The sequence below is a fragment of the Sphingomonas sp. BT-65 genome, from assembly GCF_026107375.2.
Taxonomy (GTDB): Bacteria; Pseudomonadota; Alphaproteobacteria; order Sphingomonadales; family Sphingomonadaceae; genus Sphingomonas.
The window spans coordinates 59,136-78,492 of the sequence record NZ_JAPCIA010000002.1 but is presented as its reverse complement, the minus strand read 5'-3'; the positions used below and the strand labels follow the sequence as shown (position 1 = coordinate 78,492).

General features: G+C 68.6%; 22 protein-coding genes. 9 read left to right on the top strand and 13 right to left on the bottom strand.

The window, feature by feature from the left end:
• Positions 1 to 17: 17 nt before the first annotated feature.
• The gene (gene dnaK, locus OK349_RS14885; RefSeq protein ID WP_265118697.1) at positions 18 to 1,928 is read right to left on the bottom strand and encodes a molecular chaperone DnaK; all 1,911 of its coding nucleotides are present in this window, start codon (positions 1,926 to 1,928) and stop codon (positions 18 to 20) included.
• 173 nt (positions 1,929 to 2,101) lie between these two features.
• Here dnaK and OK349_RS14880 point away from each other — a divergent pair, with 173 nt between their 5' ends.
• On the top strand, positions 2,102 to 2,554 hold the full coding sequence (locus OK349_RS14880; RefSeq protein WP_265118696.1) for a copper chaperone PCu(A)C: 453 nt from the start codon (positions 2,102 to 2,104) through the stop codon (positions 2,552 to 2,554).
• Positions 2,555 to 2,557: 3 nt separating this feature from the next.
• Here the strand turns inward: OK349_RS14880 and OK349_RS14875 are convergent, their stop codons facing one another.
• Positions 2,558 to 2,977 carry a YciI family protein gene (locus tag OK349_RS14875; protein ID WP_265118695.1) on the bottom strand — a complete coding sequence of 140 codons (420 nt, stop codon included), beginning with the start codon at positions 2,975 to 2,977 and terminating at the stop codon, positions 2,558 to 2,560.
• A gap of 163 nt (positions 2,978 to 3,140) precedes the next feature.
• On the opposite strand from OK349_RS14875, the gene OK349_RS14870 reads away from it, so the two are divergent.
• Genes OK349_RS14870 through aac(3) form a run of 5 tightly spaced genes read left to right on the top strand, consistent with a single transcriptional unit; the run spans position 3,141 to position 7,113 of the window.
• On the top strand, positions 3,141 to 3,299 hold the full coding sequence (locus tag OK349_RS14870) for a hypothetical protein (RefSeq protein WP_265118694.1): 159 nt from the start codon (positions 3,141 to 3,143) through the stop codon (positions 3,297 to 3,299).
• 56 nt (positions 3,300 to 3,355) lie between these two features.
• Positions 3,356 to 3,838, top strand: a complete 483-nt coding sequence (locus tag OK349_RS14865) for a vgr related protein (protein ID WP_265118693.1) — start codon at positions 3,356 to 3,358, stop codon at positions 3,836 to 3,838.
• Positions 3,831 to 4,931 carry an alpha/beta fold hydrolase gene (locus OK349_RS14860; RefSeq protein ID WP_265118692.1) on the top strand — a complete coding sequence of 367 codons (1,101 nt, stop codon included), beginning with the start codon at positions 3,831 to 3,833 and terminating at the stop codon, positions 4,929 to 4,931. The genes OK349_RS14865 and OK349_RS14860 overlap by 8 nt, the downstream gene beginning before the upstream one ends.
• A 56-nt stretch (positions 4,932 to 4,987) precedes the next feature.
• A complete protein-coding gene (locus tag OK349_RS14855) occupies positions 4,988 to 6,322 on the top strand; it encodes a metal-dependent hydrolase family protein (RefSeq protein ID WP_265118691.1) in 1,335 nt (444 codons plus the stop codon).
• On the top strand, positions 6,322 to 7,113 hold the full coding sequence (aac(3), locus tag OK349_RS14850) for an aminoglycoside 3-N-acetyltransferase (RefSeq protein ID WP_265118690.1): 792 nt from the start codon (positions 6,322 to 6,324) through the stop codon (positions 7,111 to 7,113). The genes OK349_RS14855 and aac(3) overlap by 1 nt, the downstream gene beginning before the upstream one ends.
• Here the strand turns inward: aac(3) and OK349_RS14845 are convergent.
• The 9 genes from OK349_RS14845 to OK349_RS14805 are packed head-to-tail and all read right to left on the bottom strand — an operon-like array spanning position 7,103 to position 14,460.
• Positions 7,103 to 7,471 (bottom strand): peroxiredoxin, encoded by a 369-nt coding sequence (locus OK349_RS14845; RefSeq protein ID WP_306310667.1) that lies wholly within the window; start codon positions 7,469 to 7,471, stop codon positions 7,103 to 7,105. The genes aac(3) and OK349_RS14845 overlap by 11 nt on opposite strands.
• Positions 7,450 to 8,199: a HesA/MoeB/ThiF family protein gene (locus tag OK349_RS14840; protein ID WP_265118689.1), complete on the bottom strand. Its 750-nt coding sequence runs from the start codon at positions 8,197 to 8,199 to the stop codon at positions 7,450 to 7,452. Before OK349_RS14840 ends, OK349_RS14845 begins: the two co-directional genes overlap by 22 nt.
• Positions 8,196 to 8,645 (bottom strand): hypothetical protein, encoded by a 450-nt coding sequence (locus OK349_RS14835; protein ID WP_265118688.1) that lies wholly within the window; start codon positions 8,643 to 8,645, stop codon positions 8,196 to 8,198. The genes OK349_RS14840 and OK349_RS14835 overlap by 4 nt, the downstream gene beginning before the upstream one ends.
• Complete coding sequence (gene dut / locus OK349_RS14830) at positions 8,645 to 9,091, bottom strand: dUTP diphosphatase (RefSeq protein WP_265118687.1); 447 nt, start codon at positions 9,089 to 9,091, stop codon at positions 8,645 to 8,647. Before dut ends, OK349_RS14835 begins: the two co-directional genes overlap by 1 nt.
• Complete coding sequence (locus OK349_RS14825; protein ID WP_265118686.1) at positions 9,088 to 9,897, bottom strand: alpha/beta hydrolase family protein; 810 nt, start codon at positions 9,895 to 9,897, stop codon at positions 9,088 to 9,090. The genes dut and OK349_RS14825 overlap by 4 nt, the downstream gene beginning before the upstream one ends.
• Positions 9,887 to 11,062 carry a bifunctional phosphopantothenoylcysteine decarboxylase/phosphopantothenate--cysteine ligase CoaBC gene (gene coaBC, locus OK349_RS14820; protein ID WP_265118685.1) on the bottom strand — a complete coding sequence of 392 codons (1,176 nt, stop codon included), beginning with the start codon at positions 11,060 to 11,062 and terminating at the stop codon, positions 9,887 to 9,889. The genes OK349_RS14825 and coaBC overlap by 11 nt, the downstream gene beginning before the upstream one ends.
• Positions 11,059 to 12,165: a hypothetical protein gene (locus tag OK349_RS14815; protein WP_265118684.1), complete on the bottom strand. Its 1,107-nt coding sequence runs from the start codon at positions 12,163 to 12,165 to the stop codon at positions 11,059 to 11,061. The genes coaBC and OK349_RS14815 overlap by 4 nt, the downstream gene beginning before the upstream one ends.
• A gap of 34 nt (positions 12,166 to 12,199) precedes the next feature.
• Entirely contained in the window at positions 12,200 to 13,732 is a 1,533-nt protein-coding gene (gene ubiB / locus OK349_RS14810) for a 2-polyprenylphenol 6-hydroxylase (protein WP_265118683.1), read from the bottom strand.
• Positions 13,729 to 14,460, bottom strand: a complete 732-nt coding sequence (locus tag OK349_RS14805) for a class I SAM-dependent methyltransferase (RefSeq protein WP_265118682.1) — start codon at positions 14,458 to 14,460, stop codon at positions 13,729 to 13,731. Before OK349_RS14805 ends, ubiB begins: the two co-directional genes overlap by 4 nt.
• Positions 14,461 to 14,531: 71 nt before the next feature.
• Here OK349_RS14805 and mutM point away from each other — a divergent pair, with 71 nt between their 5' ends.
• From mutM to dnaA, 3 genes are all read left to right on the top strand, one after another.
• Positions 14,532 to 15,344, top strand: coding sequence for a bifunctional DNA-formamidopyrimidine glycosylase/DNA-(apurinic or apyrimidinic site) lyase (gene mutM / locus OK349_RS14800; RefSeq protein ID WP_265118681.1), 813 nt, complete (start codon positions 14,532 to 14,534; stop codon positions 15,342 to 15,344).
• Positions 15,345 to 15,516: 172 nt separating this feature from the next.
• A complete protein-coding gene (gene rpsT / locus OK349_RS14795) occupies positions 15,517 to 15,780 on the top strand; it encodes a 30S ribosomal protein S20 (protein ID WP_265118680.1) in 264 nt (87 codons plus the stop codon).
• A 449-nt stretch (positions 15,781 to 16,229) separates the two neighbouring features.
• The gene (gene dnaA / locus OK349_RS14790) at positions 16,230 to 17,594 is read left to right on the top strand and encodes a chromosomal replication initiator protein DnaA (protein WP_265118679.1); all 1,365 of its coding nucleotides are present in this window, start codon (positions 16,230 to 16,232) and stop codon (positions 17,592 to 17,594) included.
• Between the two features lie 67 nt (positions 17,595 to 17,661).
• Here the strand turns inward: dnaA and aroB are convergent, their stop codons facing one another.
• On the bottom strand, positions 17,662 to 18,762 hold the full coding sequence (aroB, locus tag OK349_RS14785) for a 3-dehydroquinate synthase (protein ID WP_265118678.1): 1,101 nt from the start codon (positions 18,760 to 18,762) through the stop codon (positions 17,662 to 17,664).
• Positions 18,759 to 19,298: a shikimate kinase gene (locus OK349_RS14780; RefSeq protein WP_265118677.1), complete on the bottom strand. Its 540-nt coding sequence runs from the start codon at positions 19,296 to 19,298 to the stop codon at positions 18,759 to 18,761. Before OK349_RS14780 ends, aroB begins: the two co-directional genes overlap by 4 nt.
• Between the last annotated feature and the right edge of the window lie 59 nt (positions 19,299 to 19,357).

Genomic DNA, 19,357 nt, shown 5'->3' with positions numbered 1-19,357 from the left:
GCAGGGGTGAGCATAGCTTACGCCTTGTTGTCGTCCACCTCGGAGAATTCGGCATCGACGACGTCGTCGCCATCCGCCTTCTCCGCCGCACCAGCATCAGCGGCCGGCGAGGCCTCCGCCTGCTGCTGCTTCTCGTAGATTGCCTGGCCGAGCTTCATCGCGACCTGCGCGAGCGCCTGGCTCTTCTCGTTCATCGCATCCGAATCGCCGCTCTCGACCGCCGCCTTGGCCTCATCGATCGCCGCCTGGATCTCGCCCTTGAGCGCGTCGTCGACCTTGTCGCCATTCTCCGCGAGCTGGCGCTCGGTGGTGTGGATCAGGCTCTCGGCGTTGTTCTTCGCCTCGGCCGAAGCACGGCGCTTCTTGTCCTCCTCGGCGAAGGTCTCGGCGTCGCGCACCATTTGGTCGATGTCGGCGTCGCTGAGGCCGCCCGAGGCCTGGATGCGGATCTGCTGCTCCTTGCCGGTGCCCTTGTCCTTGGCCGAGACGTTGACGATGCCGTTGGCGTCGATGTCGAACGTCACCTCGATCTGCGGCACGCCGCGCGGGGCGGGCGGGATGCCGACCAGGTCGAACTGGCCGAGCAGCTTGTTGTCGGCCGCCATCTCGCGCTCACCCTGGAAGACGCGGATCGTCACCGCCTGCTGATTGTCGTCAGCGGTGGAATAGACCTGCGACTTCTTGGTCGGGATCGTGGTGTTGCGGTCGATCATGCGGGTGAACACGCCGCCCAGCGTCTCGATGCCGAGGGAGAGCGGGGTCACGTCGAGCAGCAGCACGTCCTTGACGTCGCCCTGCAGCACGCCGGCCTGGATCGCCGCGCCGATCGCCACCACCTCGTCGGGGTTGACGCCGGTGTGTGGCTCCTTGCCGAAGAAGTCCTTCACGACCTGGCGCACCTTGGGCATGCGCGTCATGCCGCCGACGAGCACGACCTCGTCGATCGCGTTGGTCTTGACGCCGGCATCGGCCATCGCCTTGCGGCACGGCTCGAGCGTGCGGGCGATCAGGTCGTCGACCAGCCGCTCCAGATCGGCGCGGGTGATCGTCTTGACGAGATGCTTGGGGCCGTTCTGGTCGGCGGTGATGAAGGGCAGGTTGACCTCGGTCGTCGCCGCCGAGCTGAGCTCGATCTTCGCCTTCTCGGCGGCTTCCTTGAGCCGCTGCAGCGCGAGCTTGTCCTTGGTGAGGTCGATGCCTTCGGCCTTCTTGAAGTCGTCGGCCAGGAACTGGACGACCTTCGAGTCGAAGTCCTCGCCGCCGAGGAAGGTGTCGCCGTTGGTCGCCTTCACCTCGAACACGCCGTCGCCGATCTCGAGGATCGAGATGTCGAAGGTGCCGCCGCCAAGGTCATAGACCGCGATCGTCTTGCCGTCGGTCTTTTCGAGGCCATAGGCCAGCGCCGCCGCGGTCGGCTCGTTGATGATGCGCAGCACTTCGAGGCCCGCGATCTTGCCGGCGTCCTTGGTCGCCTGGCGCTGGGCGTCGTTGAAATAGGCAGGGACGGTAATCACCGCCTGGGTGACCGTCTCGCCGAGATACGACTCCGCGGTCTCCTTCATCTTCTGCAGGATGAAGGCGCTGATCTGGCTCGGCGAATAATCCTCGCCGCCGGCCTTGACCCATGCGTCGCCATTGGCGCCCTTCACGATCGTGTAGGGGACCAGCTCGGTGTCCTTCTTGGTGATGGGATCGTCGAAGCGGCGGCCGATCAGTCGCTTGACCGCGAAGACGGTGTTGTCGGGGTTCGTGACCGCCTGGCGCTTGGCCGGCTGGCCGATCAGTCGCTCGCCATCCTTGGCGAAGGCGACGATGGAGGGCGTGGTGCGTGCGCCTTCCGCATTCTCGATCACCTTGGGCTTGCCGCCCTCCATCACTGCCACGCAGCTGTTGGTCGTGCCGAGATCGATTCCGATAACCTTACCCATGAGTCCTCTATTGGCCCCCGTGCGCTATTCAAAAAGTTTCAACGACTTACCGAATCCCTGAAACGGCAATCCGGCTGTTACATGCCGGGATATAGGTGGGCCGCGCCTTGCCGCAAGATAATGCGGCGAATAGGAAATCCGCCGGGTTTCCCGAATCGGGAGGAGAAGGCGTGATGCGGGCGGTTTTCGGCGTGATTCTGGCGGGTGCGGCGCTGGCGGCCACAACCTTGGCTGGATGCCAGCAGGCGGAACTGGGTGTGGAGGACGCCTGGGTGCGCCTGCCCGCGGTGCAGGGGCGGCCCGGCGCGGCCTATTTCACGGTCAAGGGCGGGGCGCAGGCGACCAGCCTGGTCGCCGTATCGAGCCCGGCGGCGATCCGCACCGAGATCCACGAGATGAAGCATGACGGCAAGATGATGACGATGGCGCCGATCAAGGACGTGCCGGTCGCCGCGGGCGGGCGTGTCGAATTCAAGCCGGGCGGCAAGCATGTCATGCTCTTCGATCTTTCTCCCGAAGTTCGCGCGGGCGGGACAATGCCGCTGCGCCTCGCCTTCGCCGACGGCAAGACGGTCGAGGTGAACGCGGAGGTCCGCGCGGCGGGCGACGCGCACGACTCGCACTGAGGATCAGCGGCTGGCGGCGGCTGCCGCGCCGGTGCCGGTGAAGCGCGGCGTGAAATCGCGCGCCGTCCCGACGAAGATGCCGGCTTTCACTGCGGGATCGGCCGCGACGATCGCATCCGCGGCCGCCTGGTCCGCAGCGTGGACCAGGATCAGCCCCCCGTCGGGCCCCATCGGGCCGGCATATACGATGTCCCCGCGCTCGTGCAGCGCCTTCACATAATAGAAATGGTCGCGCAGCCCCTGGTCCTTCATCGGCACGCCCGGTTTCCACGCCGGCCCCGCGCGATAGACGATCGCGAACATGGGACGGGCCGCCTGCTGTTGTGCCGCCGGTTCCTGCCCCGCCTGCGCCGCCACACCGGTGCCGGTCATCGCCACCAGGACGATCGCGGCGATTCCGGCCAATCTCGTCAGCTTGTGCATCCTGCCCTCCGTTTGACGCAGCCAGACTGAAGACCGCGCTGGGTGCGTTCAAGTCGCAACCGGCGAGTTGCGGCTGGTCGCACCGATACTGCCCAAGGGGACTAGCCCAAATGGGTAGGGCTAGGAAAACCAATCATTTACCAAGGCCTGACAAAATAAATGCATGAAAACGCTCGCGATCATGGTCATCGCGTTGCTTGCGATGGACCTCGCCCTGTTCAGGGGCGCCTACACCGTCGAGGCCTGGGGGCTGGCACGGTCGGAGATGAAGGCGGTTCGCGATTTCGCGGACGAGCACACCCGGCTGATGCCGCGCGATTGAAGCACGTCAGTCGCGCGTGACCTGCGCCGCATGGCGCCCTATGTGCGGTCGGACCGATGACCGCGCATGCCACCCGCCCGCTCACGCCCGGAGAAATCGCGCTGGCCCGCAGCGTGTTCGGCGATTCGATCGACTATTCGCGCGCCGCGATCGCCAACCGCAAATGGATCTTTTTCCAGCCGCGCCAGGTCGCGATGGCGCCGCTCGGGTGCATCCATTTCCATCCCAAGGGCTGCAATTACCGCGACGATTTCGCCGAGGCGTCGCTCGACCTGCAGGGGCTCTTCATCCACGAGATGGTGCATGTCTGGCAGCACCAGAAGGGCATCTTCCTGCCGCTGCGCCGCCATCCGTTCTGCCGCTACGGTTACAGCCTGAAGCCGGGCTGGCGGTTGCAGCGCTATGGCATCGAGCAGCAGGCGGAGATCGTCCGCCACGTCTTCATGCTGCGCCAGGGCGCACTGCTCCCCGGCGCGCCGCCGCTCGAACAATATCGCGGAATCCTGCCCTTCTCCGGGATCGAGGTCACCCATGTCTGAACACCGTCTGCTGCGCGCGATCATCCTCCTGCCGTTGCTGGCGGCGCCGGCCGCTGCGCAGACCGATCCCTTTGCCCCGGGCCGCGAGGTGGTCGCCGACATCAACCGCATCGTCACCCCCAACGGTGTGCAGGAGACGTTCGAGGTGACGCTCGGCGGCGCGCGGCAGGTGGTCAATGTGCGCGGCGTCGATCGCGGCAATCCGATCCTGCTGTTCATCCACGGCGGGCCGGGCGCGGTCGAGATGCCGATCGCGTGGAGCTTCCAACGGCCGTGGGAGGATTATTTCACGGTCGTGCAATGGGACCAGCGCGGGGCGGGGCGATCCTATCTGCTCGAGGATCCGGCAAAGCTCGCGCCGACGTTGACCTTCGAGCGCTATCGCGACGATGCGATCGAGCTGATCGAGCAGCTCTGCAAGCGCTATGGCAAGCGCAAGGTCGTGGTGCTCGGCCATAGCTGGGGTAGCACCGTCGGCCTCGCAGTGGCGGCGAAACGGCCGGAACTGCTCCATGCCTATGTCGGGATGGGGCAAGCGATCGACTGGCGCGACAACGAGCGCGCCGGCATGGCCTGGACGATCGCCCAGGCGAGGCAGCGCGGCGACGTTGAGGCGGTCAAGGCGATCGAGGCGCTCAAGCCCTATCCCGACGGTGGCAGCTTCACGATCGACCAGGCGGATGGCTGGCGCAAATATGCAATCCGCTACGGCTCGCTGGCGGCCTATCGCCAGAACGCCAATTTCTACCTCCGCGCGCCGCGGCTCTCGCCCGAATATACGCCGGCCGACGTCAAGGCGTGGGGCGATGGCAGCCTGTTCACCATCAAGACGCTATGGCCGCGGCTCGCCGATGTGAGCTTCAAGGACGTCCGCCGGATCGATACGCCGGTGATCTTCCTCCTCGGCCGGCACGACCAGACCACGCCCTCGCAGCTCGCCGACGCGTGGCTCAAGCGGGTGTCTGCCCCGCGCAAGCAGGTCGTGTGGTTCGAGCATTCCTCGCACCTGCCGATGGTCGAGGAGCCGGGACGGACCTTCGCGGCGCTGCTTCGGCATGTGCTGCCGCTGGCGGACGAGCGCGCGAGAAAGTGATGGCGGGCTGAGGGCTTGCTGCTAGTTTCCCCCGAAACGAAAAAGGGGAGCCTTCCATGCGCCGTATCGCTGCCATCACCGCCCTGTTGCTTGCCGCCACCCCGCTCGCCGCGCAGACCGCGGTACCGGCGCCGAAGGTCAAGTTCATCCACGCCGGCGCGCTGCTGGCCAAGCCGGGCGAGGCGCCGCGCGGGGCGAGCACGATCGTGGTGCGCGACGGCAAGGTGGTGGAGGTGCGCGACGGCTTCGCGGCGCCGGAGGCGGGCGCCGAGCTGATCGACCTCAAGGACCGATTCGTGCTGCCGGGGCTGGTCGACATGCACGTCCATCTCTGGGGAATCGGCGGCGATCCGCTGCGCGACCGGCTGACCGCGCTCAACCGCGACGATGCCGACGACATGATGTACGCGGTCGCCAATGCCCGGGTGACGCTCGATGCGGGCTTCACCACGGTGCGCGACCTCGGCGGCAATGCGCGGGGGATGCGCGCGCTGCGCGAGGGCGTCGAGCGTGGGGCGATCGCGGGGCCCACGATCGTCAATGCGGGCAACTCGATTTCGGTCTCGGGCGGACATGCGGACGGTACCAACGGCGTCGCCGAGGTGTTCGCCGATGCGCTGCACCAGCACCAGATCAACACTTGCGACGGTCCCGACGATTGCCGCCGTGCGGTGCGCCAGCAGGTCGCGTTGGGCGCGCAGGTGATCAAGTATATGTCGACCGGCGGCGTGCTCTCCAACGTCTCGGGCGGGCTCGGCCGGGCGATGACCGACGAGGAGATGAAGGCGATCGTCGACACCGCGCACGGGCTCGGCCGCAAGGTCGCGACGCACAGCCACGCCGCGGCCGGGACCAAGGCGGCGATCGCGGCGGGGGTCGACACGATCGACCACGGCACCTTCCTCGACGACGAGGCGATTCGGATGATGAAGGCCAATGGCACCTGGCTCGTGCCCACGATGATGGCACCCGCCGCCGCGCTCGAATTCGCGCGGGCGGGGCTGCTGCCGCCCGCGACGATTCCCAAGGCCGAGGAAGCAGCGGCGGCCGCCTTCACCAGCCACTCCAAGGCCTTCGCCGCGGGCGTCAAGGTCGCGTACGGCACCGACACGGGCGTGTCGAAGCATGGCGACAACGCGAAGGAGTTCGCGCTGATGGTCAAGGCCGGGATGACCCCGGCGCAGGCGCTCAAGGCGGCGACGGTCAACGCGGCGGAAGCGCTGGGCCGCGCGTCGATCGGCACGATCGAGCCGGGCAAGGACGCCGACATCATCGCCGTTGCCGGCAGCCCGCTCGAGGATGTGACGCGGATGGAGAAGGTCGACTTCGTGATGCGCCATGGCGTGGTCCACAAGGCGGGCGGGAAGCGGCAAGGCTTCTCCGCCGACTGATGCGCACGCGCGAGGAGCTGGCGACGGACCTGCGCGCCCTTGGCCTGAGGGCGGGTGACCTGGTGATGGTGCATGCCGCGCTCCGACGTGTCGGCGCGGTGCTGGGGCGGGGCGACACGGTAATCGGCGCGTTGCGCGACGCGGTGGGGGCCGAGGGCACGATCGCCGCCTATGCCGACTGGGAAGCCGATTACGAGGAACTGCTCGACGAGCATGGCCGCGTGCCGATGTGGTGGAAGCCGCATGTCCCGCCGTTCGAGCGCGAATGGTCGCGCGCGGTGCGCCACAACGGCCTCTTCCCCGAGCTGCTGCGCACCACGCGCGGTGCGGTGGCGAGCGCCAATCCGGGCGCGCGGATGGTGGCGATCGGTGCGCGGGCGGAGTGGCTGACCGCGGATCATATGCTCGATTATGGTTATGGACCGGGCTCGCCGCTCGCCAAGCTCGCGCAGGTGAAGGGCAAGGTGCTGATGCTCGGCGCGCCGCTCGATACGATGACCCTGATCCACCATGCCGAGCATCTCGCGGACATCCCCAAGCGCGTGATCCGCAAGGAAGTGCCGTTCGCCAGCGAGGCCGGGACCGAGTGGCGGACGATCGAGGAGTTCGACACCGCCGACCCGCCCGAGGGTTTCGCCGACGATTATTTCGGGTCGGTGGTCGAGGATTTTCTTGCGACCGGATCGGGCGCATGCGGGAAGGTCGGGGACGCCGACTGCGTCCTGGTGGACGCGGCGCCGATGCTGGCCTTCGCGGTCGAATGGATCGAGCGCAACGCGCCTAGAGCGTGACCAGCCGGTCCTCGCCGAGACCGGCGAGCAGCGAGACGAGGCCGCCCGGCTCGATCCCCGTGGGCAGGGCGTCGAAGGCAACGCCCGCAACGGCGAGGCCGGTCTGGCAGGCGATCAGCGCGACGCCGATTGCCAGCGCCTCGTCGAGAAGCTGCGCGCGGCTAGCGAGGCCTGCCGCGGTACGAATCGCATCGTCCGGGTCCGCGCCGGGCACGAGCAGGCTGACGGCCGCCTCGTGGCAATAGAGGCGCGCCGAACCCCCGAGCGCCGCATGCGCGCAGGCGAGCGACAGCGCGGCGCGGAAGCGCTCGAGATCGGCGGTCGTCGCGATGATCGTCAGGCCCCGCATGCCGGACATCCGGGATCCTTGGGCAAGGTCAGCGTGCGGAAGCGCAGCGCGAGCGTGTCGGCGAGCAGCAGCTTGCCCGCGCTGTCCTCACCGAACGGCACGATCGCGCGGATCACCTCGAGCGCCGCAAGGCTGCCCATCACGCCGGTGAGCGCGCCGAGCACGCCCTGCTCGGCGCAGTTGACGCCCGGCGTCTCGGGATCGACGCCAGTGAAGCAGCGATAGCACGGCTTGTCCGCCTCCCAGCCGCGGAACACGCCAAGCTGGCCCTCGAACTCGCCGACTGCGGCGCTGACCAGCGGCACGCGATGGCGCAGCGCAGCGTCGGCGACGAGCAGGCGAGTCTCGAAATTGTCGGTGCCGTCGAGCACGACGTCATAGTCCGCTACCATATCCACGTTGCGCGGCTGGATACGGTCCCGCACGGCATAGACCTCGATATGCGGGTTGATCGCATGCGCCCGCGCCTTGGCGGCGTCGATCTTGAGTTTGCCGATGTCGCCATCCGAAAACAGTGTCTGGCGCTGGAGGTTCGACAGATCGACGCGGTCCTCATCAATGATCCAGATCGCGCCCACCCCGGCGGCCGCCAGATACTGGATCGCCGGCGATCCGATCCCGCCGGCACCGATGATAAGCACCCGCGCGGCCTTGAGCCGCATCTGCCCCGCGCCGCCGATCTCCTTGAGCACGATATGGCGCGCATAGCGTTCGAGCTCCTGGTCGGAGAGGCTCATTTCTTCCAGACGAAGGTCACGGTCGCGCGATACCATTGCTCCGCGCCGCTTCCCCGGGCGGTCAGGTTGTTGCGTGCGAAGCTGGTGACCAGCCCGGCGGCATATTGCTCGACCACGTTGCAGCCGATCGAGCGGGGGATCGACGCGCGCACGCCGTCTTCGGGGTGGACCAGCACCGCGACCTCGACGCGCATCGCCGGGCGCCCGTCGACCAGCCGCCGCTCCCGGCATCTGCGCGCACGCACCTGGCCCTGGACATAGGTGTGCATCGCCGCGGTCATCTGCGGCGGCTGGCGATAGGGCAGGTCGGGCAGCGTCGCCCAGTCGATCCCGCCGCCCTGCTCCGTCGTGGAGGGGGTCGGCGTCGGCGTCTGCGCGGATGCGGCAGGCGGCGTCTGCTGCCCCCCGGCGGCGAGCGCGAGGATCAAGGCAAGCAGCTCGCCCATCACCGCCCCGTCGATCCGAAGCCGCCGGCGCCGCGCAGCGTGTCGTCGAGCGCCACGACTTCCTCGAACACCGCGCGCTGGACCGGCGCGGCGACGAGCTGCGCGATCCGCTCGCCGCGGGCGATCGGGAAGGGCTCGCTGCCAAGATTGGCGAGGATCACCTTGACCTCGCCGCGATAGTCGCTGTCGATCGTGCCGGGCGTGTTGAGGCAGGTGACGCCGTGCTTGAGCGCGAGCCCCGAGCGCGGGCGCACCTGCACCTCATAGCCATCGGGGATCGCGATCGCGAAGCCGGTGGCGACGGCGTGACGTGCGCCGGCCGCGAGGATCAGATCCTCCGCCGCGACGACGTCCATCCCCGCGGCGCCCGCGGTCGCATAGGCCGGCAGCGGCAGCCCCGCGCCATGCGGCAGCCGCGCGAGGCGGATGGTGATCGGCGCGCTCATGGCGCGCTCCGGGGAAGCGCCGAGGCGAGGCGGCGGGTGGCTTCCATCACCTGCGGATCGTCGAGAATGTGGCTGCCTTGCTCGGGCAGGATGCGGAAATCGGTGGCGATGCCGCGCAGGCTCAGCGCCTCGGCATAGGAACGCGCGAAGCGCGCGGGCACCATCTTGTCGTCAGCGCCGCTGATCAGCGCGGCGCGCACGCTTGGCGCAATGCCGCCGGCGGTCTGCAACGGATCGAGGCTGTCGATCTTGGCGCGCCACGGATCGGCCGGCTTCTCGCGCCCCGCCATGTAGCGGCGCCACTCGGGCAGCGCGCAGGGGCAGGAGACGAGCACCATGCCGTCGATCAGATCGGACCGGAGACCAGCGAGGTTGGCGACGATCGCCGCGCCGCCGCCTTCGCCGATCGCGACGACGCGGGCGCGGCGGTAACGGTTGCGCAGCACGGCGATGGTGTCGGCGACCAGCGTAATACGATCCGAAGTATAGTCGTCCCCGGCGCCGGCGCCGCGCGTGCCGGGCGACTGGTTGCCCGCGCCGTCGGCATAGCCGGGTCGCAGCAGCCGCACGACCGCGCTTCCCGGTTCCGCCATCGCGAGCGACTTGGCGAAGGTGCTGATGTCGATCTCGGTGCCCGCCGCGCCGTCGCCATGGACCACGACGAACAGCGTTTCCACGCCGCGCGCGGGCGTTCCGACGGTCTCGGTGAACAGCGGCGGCGCGGCCGGGCTCGGGGCCGGCTTGTCGCCGGTCGACTTGCAGGCAGCAAGCAGCAGCAGCGGGAGGAGGAACAGGCTAGAGCGCATCGGCGATCCGATCCGCGAGGCGGCGGGCGACATCCTGCTTGGACAGGCGCTCCCAGCTTTCCGCGCGGCCGCCGGTGACGAGATGGATGGTATTGCTGTCACCGCCCATCACATCGCCGGAAACGTCGTTGGCGACAATCCAGTCCGCGCCCTTGCGAGTCCGTTTCGCGGTGGCGTGTTCGACGACCCGTTCGGTTTCGGCGGCGAAACCAACCACGAGCTGCGGGCGGCGCGGCGAATGGCCGAGCGTGGCGAGGATGTCCGGATTTTCGGTCAGCGCGAGCGCAGGCGCGGTCTCGCCCTTCTTGATCTTCTGTTCCGCAGCATCGGTGGTGCGCCAGTCGGCGACCGCGGCAACCATCACCGCGGCGTCGGCGGGCAGCGCGGCATCCACCGCCGCCGCCATCTCGCGCGCGGTCTCGACATCGATGCGATCAACGCGCGGCGGAGTAGGCAGGGTGACCGGCCCCGCGACCAGCGTGACGCGCGCGCCAAGCTCGGCGAGCGCGGCGGCGATCTCGAACCCCTGCTTTCCCGAGGAACGGTTGGCGATGTAGCGCACTGGGTCGATCGGCTCGTGCGTGGGTCCTGCGGTGACCAGCACATGCTTGCCCGCGAGCCGCCCCGCACGGGGCGCCAGCGCCGCCTCGATCGCGTCGAGAATCGCCTGGGGCTCGGGCAGACGGCCGGGGCCGAACTCGCCGCACGCCATCGGCCCCTCGTCGGGCTCCATCACCGTGACGCCGTCGGCGCGAAGCTGCGCGACGTTGCGGACCGTCGCGGCGTGCTGCCACATGCGCACGTTCATCGCGGGGGCCACAAGCACCGGCTTGTCGGTGGCGAGCAGCAAGGTTGTGGCGAGATCGTCGGCTTGTCCCGTCGCCATCTTCGCAAGCAGATCGGCGGTGGCGGGCGCGACGACGACGAGGTCGGCGTTCCGGCTGAGTTGGATATGCCCCATCTCGGCCTCGTCCTTGAGGTCCCACAAGGTCGTGAACACCTGGTTCTCGGACAGGGCGGCGAGCGTCATCGGCGTCACGAAATGCTGCCCGCCCGCGGTGAGCACGCAGGTCACGCCGATCCCGGCCTTGCGCGCGAGCCGGATCAGCTCGCACGCCTTGTAGGCCGCGATTCCGCCGCCGACGATCAGGAGGATGCGCTTCATTGCTCGATTCTCTGCACCCGCACGCGCCGCCTGTCGAGGGCACGGGCGGCTAGATCGCGCAGCCCGTCGGGGACAAAGGCGAGGCCGGCGAGGAAGGCGGGCGCGATCAGCAGGCCCCAGTAGAAGGTGTCGAGTCGCGCGAAGAGGCTGATCACCACGGCATAGGCGCAGAAGATCGCCGCTGCGCGCAGCGCCAACGAGTTGCGCCAGCTCGCCCAGCCGAACAGCGTGAGCGCGACGAGCAAGGCGGCCGCAGCGGCGGGCAGCAGCTGGAGCCCGGTCGCCAGCGTCATCGCCCGGACGAACAGGCCGAAGCCGTGCATCCCGGTCCAGCCCGGCGAGGCGGCGTCGAGCGCGCCAGTGACGCCCTGGACCGCGACCGCGTGCGCCGCGAGCACGACCGCGAACACACCCAGCGCCGCGCCCCAGCCGATCGCCTCGCGCCGCTGCCCCTCGACGAAGGCCAGTGCGCACATGATCACCACGTAGAGCGCCGCGGTCTCGCGCACGAGCATTGCGATCAGCGCGATCGCGGCCGCCTCGACCCACTTCCCGGGCCGGCGCAGCGCGAGGCTCAGCGCGACGAGCAGCCCGGCCCAGATCTCGTGGAACGCGATCAGCGCGGGCTGGACGAAGGCGAGCATGCCCGCGGCGAGCAGGAACAGCGCGAAGAGGCGCGCGGCGAGGCCGGGTAACGCCTCGGCGAGACGGCGGTACCAGACAAAGCCCGTCACCGCGGCGAGGGCGTAGAGCAGTGCGAGCGTGGCGGCGGGCGGAAGTGCGGCCTGGACCACCGCGAGGCCGGGCAGACGGAAGGTCAGGAACGGCCGCAGCGGATAGCTGCCCGCGCGCAATGCGTCGGCGGCGGCGCGGTAATAGTCCTGGCCGTGGGTGACGGCCGCCACGATCCCCTCGTAGAGCGCGACATCGGTCTGACGGTCGCCGCCCGCGCCGCTGGCGTCGGGAGCCGGGTGCGGCACGCCGAGCACGGTGAGCGAGGCGAGCAGCAGCGCGGCGAGCACGCTGAGCACGATCCGCGCCTGCGTCCGCGAAAGTGCGGCGAAGCGGCTGGGAAGCGCGAGCCAGAGGGGGGAACGGGTCATCCGGGCGGTCTTCTACCGCGGCCGATCGCTGCTGTCAGGTGAGCAGCAAGGTCGCGGCGATCCCGGCGCCCGCCGCGAGCAGCGCCACCACGGCATAACGCCAGCCGCCGCCGACGCGCACCACCTCGATCTCGCGGAGCGGCGGGGCCGGCGGCGCACCGCCGGGATCGGGGAAGTGGCGCTCGATGTTGCGGATCAGCTTGGGTAGCCGCGCGAGGGTCTTGAGGTCCTCGGACAATCGGTCGGCGATGAACGCCTCGGGGCCCAGCTCGGTGCGGATCCATTCGCGCACGAAGGGGGCGGCCGAATCCCACAGGTTGATGTCGGGATGGAGCCGCGTCGCCACGCCCTCGACCATCACCATCGTCTTCTGCAGCAGCAGCAGATGCGGCTGAGTCTGCATGTCGAAGTCGCGCGTGATGTTGAACAGGCTGTCGAGCATCATGCCGACCGACATGTCCTTGACGGGCAGCCCGCGCATCGGCTCGCCCACCGCACGCAGCGCGGTCGCGAACTCGGCGACATTGTGGTGCGGGGGGACGTAGCCCGCCTCGAAATGGATCTCGGCGACGCGGCGATAATTGCCGGTGATCAGGCCGTAGAGGATCTCCGCCAGCCATACCCGCGCGCGGCGGTCGATGCGGCCCATGATGCCGAAATCGATCGCGGCGATGCGGCTGTCGGGCAGGGCGAACAAATTCCCCTGGTGCATGTCGGCGTGGAAGAAGCCCTCCGAGATCGCCTGGCGCAGGAACGCGCGGACCAGCGTGTCGGCGAGCTTCTTGGTATCGTAGCCGGCGGCGATCAGCGCCTCGCGGTTGGACAGCTTGATGCCGTCGACCCATTCGAGGGTGAGCACCCTGCCCGTGGTGCGCTGCCAGTCGATCGCCGGAACGGTGAAGTCGGGCTCGGCCTCCATCGATTCCGACAGTTCGGAGGCCGAGGCGGCTTCGCGACGCAAGTCGAGCTCACGCGCGGTCCAGCGCTTGAACGTTTCGATGACGAGGCGCGGGCGCAACCGCGCGGCCTCGCCGCCCAGCGCCTCGAGCTGCGCCGCCGCCCATTCATAGGTGTCGATCGCGCGCGCGAACTCGGCCTCGATCCCCGGGCGCAGCACCTTGACCGCGACCTGGCGGCCGTCGGTGGTGGTCGCGCGATGGACCTGCGCGATCGAGGCGGCGCCGATCGGGGCCTCCTCGATTTGCGCGAACAGGGTTTCGACCGGGCGCTCGAAGCTCGCCTCGATCGCGCGCTTGATCACCGGGAAGGGGACGGGCGGCAGCGCGTCCTGCAGCCGCATCAGGTCGTGCGCCGCGGCCTCGCCGATCAGGTCGGCGCGGGTCGCGAGCGTCTGGCCGAGCTTGATCGCGGCGGGACCGATCGCCTGCAGCGCGTCGGCGTAACGTGGGGTTTCGGGCACGCGCGCGCCGAAGCGGGCGAGCCGCGCGAGGCGGCGCACCGGGCGCGGCGTGTTGCGATCGCGCTCGATCCCGCGCAGCGCCCCGTGGCGCGCGAGGATCCGGCCCCATTTGAGAAGGCGGAAGAGATGGATGGCAGGCGCGGTCAAATCTTCCAGCCGCTGTGAATAGCCACCAGGCCGCCCAGCATCGGCTCGACCCGGGCCTGCACGAAGCCGGCCTCTTCGATCATGCGCTTGAAGGTCGGCATGTCGGGAAAGCGGCGGATCGATTCGATCAGGTAGCGATAGCTGTCCTCGTCATTGGCGAGCAGCTTGCCGAGCTTGGGCACGACATGGTGCGAATAGGCATCGTACACGTCCGCAAAGCCCGGCCAGACGGTGGTCGAGAATTCGAGCACGAAGAACCGGCCGCCGCGGCGGAGAACGCGATGCGCCTCGCGCAGCGCCCTGGGGATGTCGGTCACGTTCCGGATGCCGAAGGCGATGGTGTAGGCGTCGAAGAAGCGGTCGGGGAACTGCAGGGTTTCCGCATTCGCTTCGGTCCACACGAGGCCGTCGATGCCGCGTTTCGCCGCGCGGTCGATGCCGACGGCGAGCATGTCGGGATTGATGTCGGCGACGGTGATCGCCGCGCCCGATTCGGCCATGCGGAAGGCGATGTCGCCGGTGCCGCCGGCCATGTCGAGGATCGTCTCGCCCTCGCGCGGCTTCACGCGGCGGACGAACACGTCCTTCCACACGCGGTGCAGCCCGCCCGACATCGCGTCGTTCATCAGGTCGTAGCTGGAGGCGACGCTGGAGAAGACCCCGCCGACGCGGCGGGTCTTCTCGTCGGGGGCGACATCTTCGTAGCCGAAGGAGACGGTGTCGGTCATGCGCGCGGCTCTAGCCAAGGCTTGTGGACGGAGCAAACGCAACATAGCACCCGGGAAAATCAAGGATCACGATGCCCGAGCTTCCCGAAGTCGAGACGACCGTGCGCGGTCTCGCCCCCGTGCTGGAGGGGCGGCGCATCCGGCGCGTGCAGCTGCGCCGGCCCGATCTGCGCCGGCCGATGCCGGAGGATCTGGGCCAGCGGCTGACCGGCGCCACCGTCACCGCGCTCGGCCGCCGCGCCAAATACGGGCTGATCGACACCGATCGCGGCGACACGATGATTTTCCACCTCGGCATGTCCGGGCGCTGGCGAGTCGATCCGTCGGAGCTGCTGCCCCATGACCATCTGATCCTCGAGACCGAGGAAGGGCGGGTGATCGCGCTCAACGATCCGCGGCGTTTCGGCTCGGTCGATCTGGTGCCGACCGCCGGGGTCGGCGACTGGCCCGCCTTCAAGGCGCTCGGCCCCGAGCCGCTCGGCCCGCAGTTCACCGCGGATCATCTCAAGGCCGTGCTCGCCGGGCGGACGGCGTCGATCAAGCTGCTGCTGCTCGACCAGCGCATCGTCGCGGGGCTGGGTAATATTTATGTCTGCGAGGCGCTGTACGAATCAAGGATTTCGCCGAAGCGGGCGGGTGGATCGCTCTCGAAGCCGCGGTTGGCCCGGCTGGTTTCGGCGGTGCATGAGGTGCTCGACGCCGCGATCGAGGCTGGCGGGTCGAGCTTGCGCGACTATGCCCGGCCCGATGGCGAGCTCGGCTATTTCTCCAAGCAGTTCAAGGTCTATGGCCGCGAGGGCGAGCCTTGCGAATGCGGCGGCACGGTGGCGCGCTACACCGAGGGTGGGCGATCGACCTTCTGGTGCCCGACGTGCCAGAAATGAGCTTGTGACATTCAACCCTCCCCTGGCGGGGAGGATTGAAGGAACAGACCCATCGCTTCAAGCTCGCGCAAAGGTTGACCGAATCGCACGTCCTCGCTAAGGCGCGCGCTTTCCCGAGGCGGGGACACTGGTTCCGCGCCTCTTTTCGCATCGAAAACAGGAACGAAACTACATGGCGAACACGCCGCAAGCCAAGAAGCGCATCCGCCGCAACGCCGCCCGCGCCGAAGTCAACGGCGCGCGCGTCAGCCGCATCCGCACCTTCGTCAAGAAGGTCGAGAGCGCGCTCGAGTCGGGCGACAAGTCGGCGGCCGAGTCGGCGCTGAAGGCGATGCAGCCGGAACTGGCGCGCGGCGTGGCCAAGGGCGTGCTGCACAAGAACACCGCGTCGCGGAAGTTTTCGCGCCTGACGAAGCGCATCGCCGCGCTCGCCTGACCCACGCGATTTCAGCGATTTAGACACCCCGCCGGAATGCTCCGGCGGGGTTTTTCGTGCGTGTTCAAGCGCTTGGCGGACACGAACCCACGTAAGCCGCAGAATCGCGCGAGTCGCGTCGTCACGCGTTTGTAACGTTCGAGATTTGGCTAGCGATTTCAGCTGTTTGATCGCTGAATCGCGGATTTCCGGGCAGGACGCGAGTCAAGCCTACTTATTTCAGATTCTTTACACGCCGCCCTCTTGATCGACTCGAAAAATGGTCCCTAAAACGATCTTCCGCCGCGACGTTCTCGCGCGCGGATTCAGCGAAGGTCACGGGCCAGTGCGGATGCGATTCCGGCTGCGGCGATCTTTTGCCTGAGCGAAATCAGCGTGCGGAAGGGGGCGCTTTCCGCATCGGGAGGATTTGCCCGCTGCGCGCGGGCCGAAAGAGAGGGGCGTGAAGGATGGATCAAGCCAAGGCCTGGACACGCGTGCGCGGCAATTTGCGGCTTTCCGCAGGCCAGCGGCTGTTCGACCAGTGGCTGAAGCCCATCGTCCTGATCGACAGCGACGATGCGGAGACGATCCGGCTCGGCCTGCCTTCGCCCTTCATGACCAACTGGGTGAAGGGCCATTATGCCGAGCGGCTGCTGATGGAATTCCGCGCGCTGCTGGCCAATGTGCGCACCGTGTCGATCGAGACGCTGGCGCGCGACAGCCGCGAGCTCGCACCCGAGACCGAATCGCCGGCCGCCGCCACGCCGACTGCCGCGAGCCCGGCGATCAAGCCCGCTGCCTCCGCCGAGCGCCCGCGCTTCGATTCGCGCTTCACCTTCGACCGGTTCGTGGTCGATGCGTCGAATCGAGTCGCGTTCAACGCCGCCAAAGCGCTGGCCGAGCGCGGCAAACCGCGCTTCAGCCCGCTTTACCTCCACAGCTCGACCGGACAGGGCAAGACTCACCTGATGCACGCGATCGGCCACGCCTTTCTCGAGGCGTGCCCGGAGGCGAGCGCGATCTACATGCCCGCCGAGCGCTTCATGTTCGAGTTCGTCCGCGCGGTGCGCGAGAAGGACACGTTCGCGTTCAAGGCACGGCTGCGCGGCGTCGACCTGCTGATGATCGACGATCTCCAGTTCATCGCCGGCAAGGAATCGACTCAGGAAGAGTTCTTCCACACCGTCGACGAGTTCATGCGCGAGGGGAAAAGGCTGGTCATCGCCGCCGACCGCAGCCCGCTGGCGCTCGAGGGGATCGAGGCGCGGCTCGCTTCGCGGCTCGGTGCCGGGCTCGCGGCGGACATCAAGCCCGCCGAATTGGGCCTGCGCCGCGCGATCCTCGACCGCAAGCTCGAGGACATGCCGGGCGCAGCGGTGCCCGCCGACGTGCTCGATCTGCTCGCCGCGCGGATCAGCAGCAGCGTGCGTGAGCTGGAAGGCGCGCTCAACCGCCTCGTCGCCTATGCCCAGCTCAACAGCGAGACGGTGACGATCGAGTTCGCCGAGAGCGTGCTGGGCGAGGCGCTGCGCGGCAGCCAGCGCCGCATCACGATCGACGAGATCCAGAAGGCGGTGTCGTCGCACTTCGACGTCAAGCAGCTCGACCTCGTGTCGCAGCGCCGCGCGGTGGCGATCGCGCGTCCGCGCCAGATCGCGATGTACCTCGCCAAGCGCCTCACCACCCGCTCGCTGCCCGAGATCGGCCGCAAGTTCGGCAATCGAGATCATTCCACGGTAATCCATGCCGTCCGCCGCATCGAGGAATTGCGCGGCATCGACAGCGAGATCGACGGCGCGGTGCGTAGCCTGATGCGCCAGCTCGAAGCTTAGAACTCGCCTCCCGAGCGGAGGGGACCGGGGGCGGGAGGTTGATGCCTTCCGCCCCAAGCGATTCCGGCTAGCGCGGCAGCTCGTCCAGGAACGCCGCGACGTCGGCCAGGTCGACATGCTTGTCGAGATAGGTCGCGCCGATCCCGCGCGTGAGCAGGAAGGGCAGGGTGCCCGCGTCCATCTTCTTGTCGTGGAGCATATGCTCGACCAGCCGCGCGCCGCTTGCGGTGATGCCGGCGCTGGCGAGGTCGTGGGGCAAGCCGCTTGCCTTGAGGTGCGCCGCGACACGCTGCGCATCGGTCTCCGGACACAGGCCCTGGCGCGCCGAGAAGGCGAACGCGAGGGCCATGCCCGCCGCGACGCCCTCGCCGTGCAGCAGCCTGTCGGAGAAGCCGGTCTCGGCCTCCAGCGCGTGGCCGAAGGTGTGACCGAGGTTGAGCAGCGCGCGGGTGCCGGTGGTCTCGCGCTCGTCCTCGCCCACGATCCGTGCCTTGGCGCCGACCGAATGGGCGATGGCGAAGGCGCGTGCGTCGGCGTCGCCCGCCAGCAGCGCCGCGCCATTGCCCTCGCACCAGGCGAAGAAGTCGGCGTCGTCGATCAGGCCGTATTTGACGACCTCGGCATAGCCGGCGCGCTGCTCGCGCAGAGGAAGCGTGTCGAGCAGGTCCGGGTCGATCAGCACCAAAGCCGGCTGGTGGAAGGCGCCGACCAGGTTCTTGCCGGCGCGGCTGTTGATCGCGGTCTTGCCGCCGACCGAGCTGTCGACCTGCGCGAGCAGCGTGGTCGGGATCTGTACGAAGTTACAGCCGCGCTTGAGGATCGCCGAGGCGAAGCCGGTCAGGTCACCGATCACCCCCCCGCCGAGCGCGATGACATGGTCGCCGCGCTCGATGCCAAGATCGAGCAGCCGGTCGAGCAAAGCTTCGAGCTGGGCCCAGCTCTTGGTGCCCTCGCCCGCGGGCAGGACGATGGTCTCGCTGGCAAGGTCCGCGGCTGCCAGCGCGGCGGCGAGGCGCTGCGCATGCGGCGCGACATTGGCGTCGGTGACGATCGCGAGCGACCGCTTGTGCGCGAGCGGCGCGAGCTGCTCGGCGGCGCGATCGAGCAGCCCGCTCGCGATGCGCACCTCATAGCTGCGCGCGCCGAGCGCGACCGGGACGACCCTCATTGGCGAAGCGCCTCGAGGATCGCGTTGACCGTCGCGTCGTGCGGCGCGGACTTGCTCACCACATGGATCGGCGCAAGCGCATAGACCGGGTTGCGGACGGCGGCGAGTTCGGTGAGCACTTTCAAGGGATCCTTTCCACGAAGCAGCGGGCGATGGTCGCGCTTGGACACGCGCTCGGCCAGGACATAGGGCGGCGCGTCCAGCCAGATCGCGGTCGACTGGTCAAGGATCAGCGCGCGCGTCTCGGCATTGAGGAAGGCGCCGCCGCCGGTGGCGATGACTTTGGGCGTACCGTCGATCAGCCGCGCGATCACCCGCCGCTCGCCGTCGCGGAAATGGTCTTCGCCGAAGCGCTCGAAAATCTCGGCGACGGTCATGCCCGCCGCCGCCTCGATCTCGTTGTCGGCATCGACGAAGGGCAGATGCAGCCGCTGGGCGAGGCGGCGGCCCACCGTGGTCTTGCCCACGCCCATCAGCCCGATGAGCACGATCGGACGGGGCGGAGGCAGAGGATCGGCGGGACGGGTTTGCAGCATGGTCGCGGGGGCTATACAGCGAGGGCCGCGCTCGGGCAAAAGGCCTGATCGCCTGTACT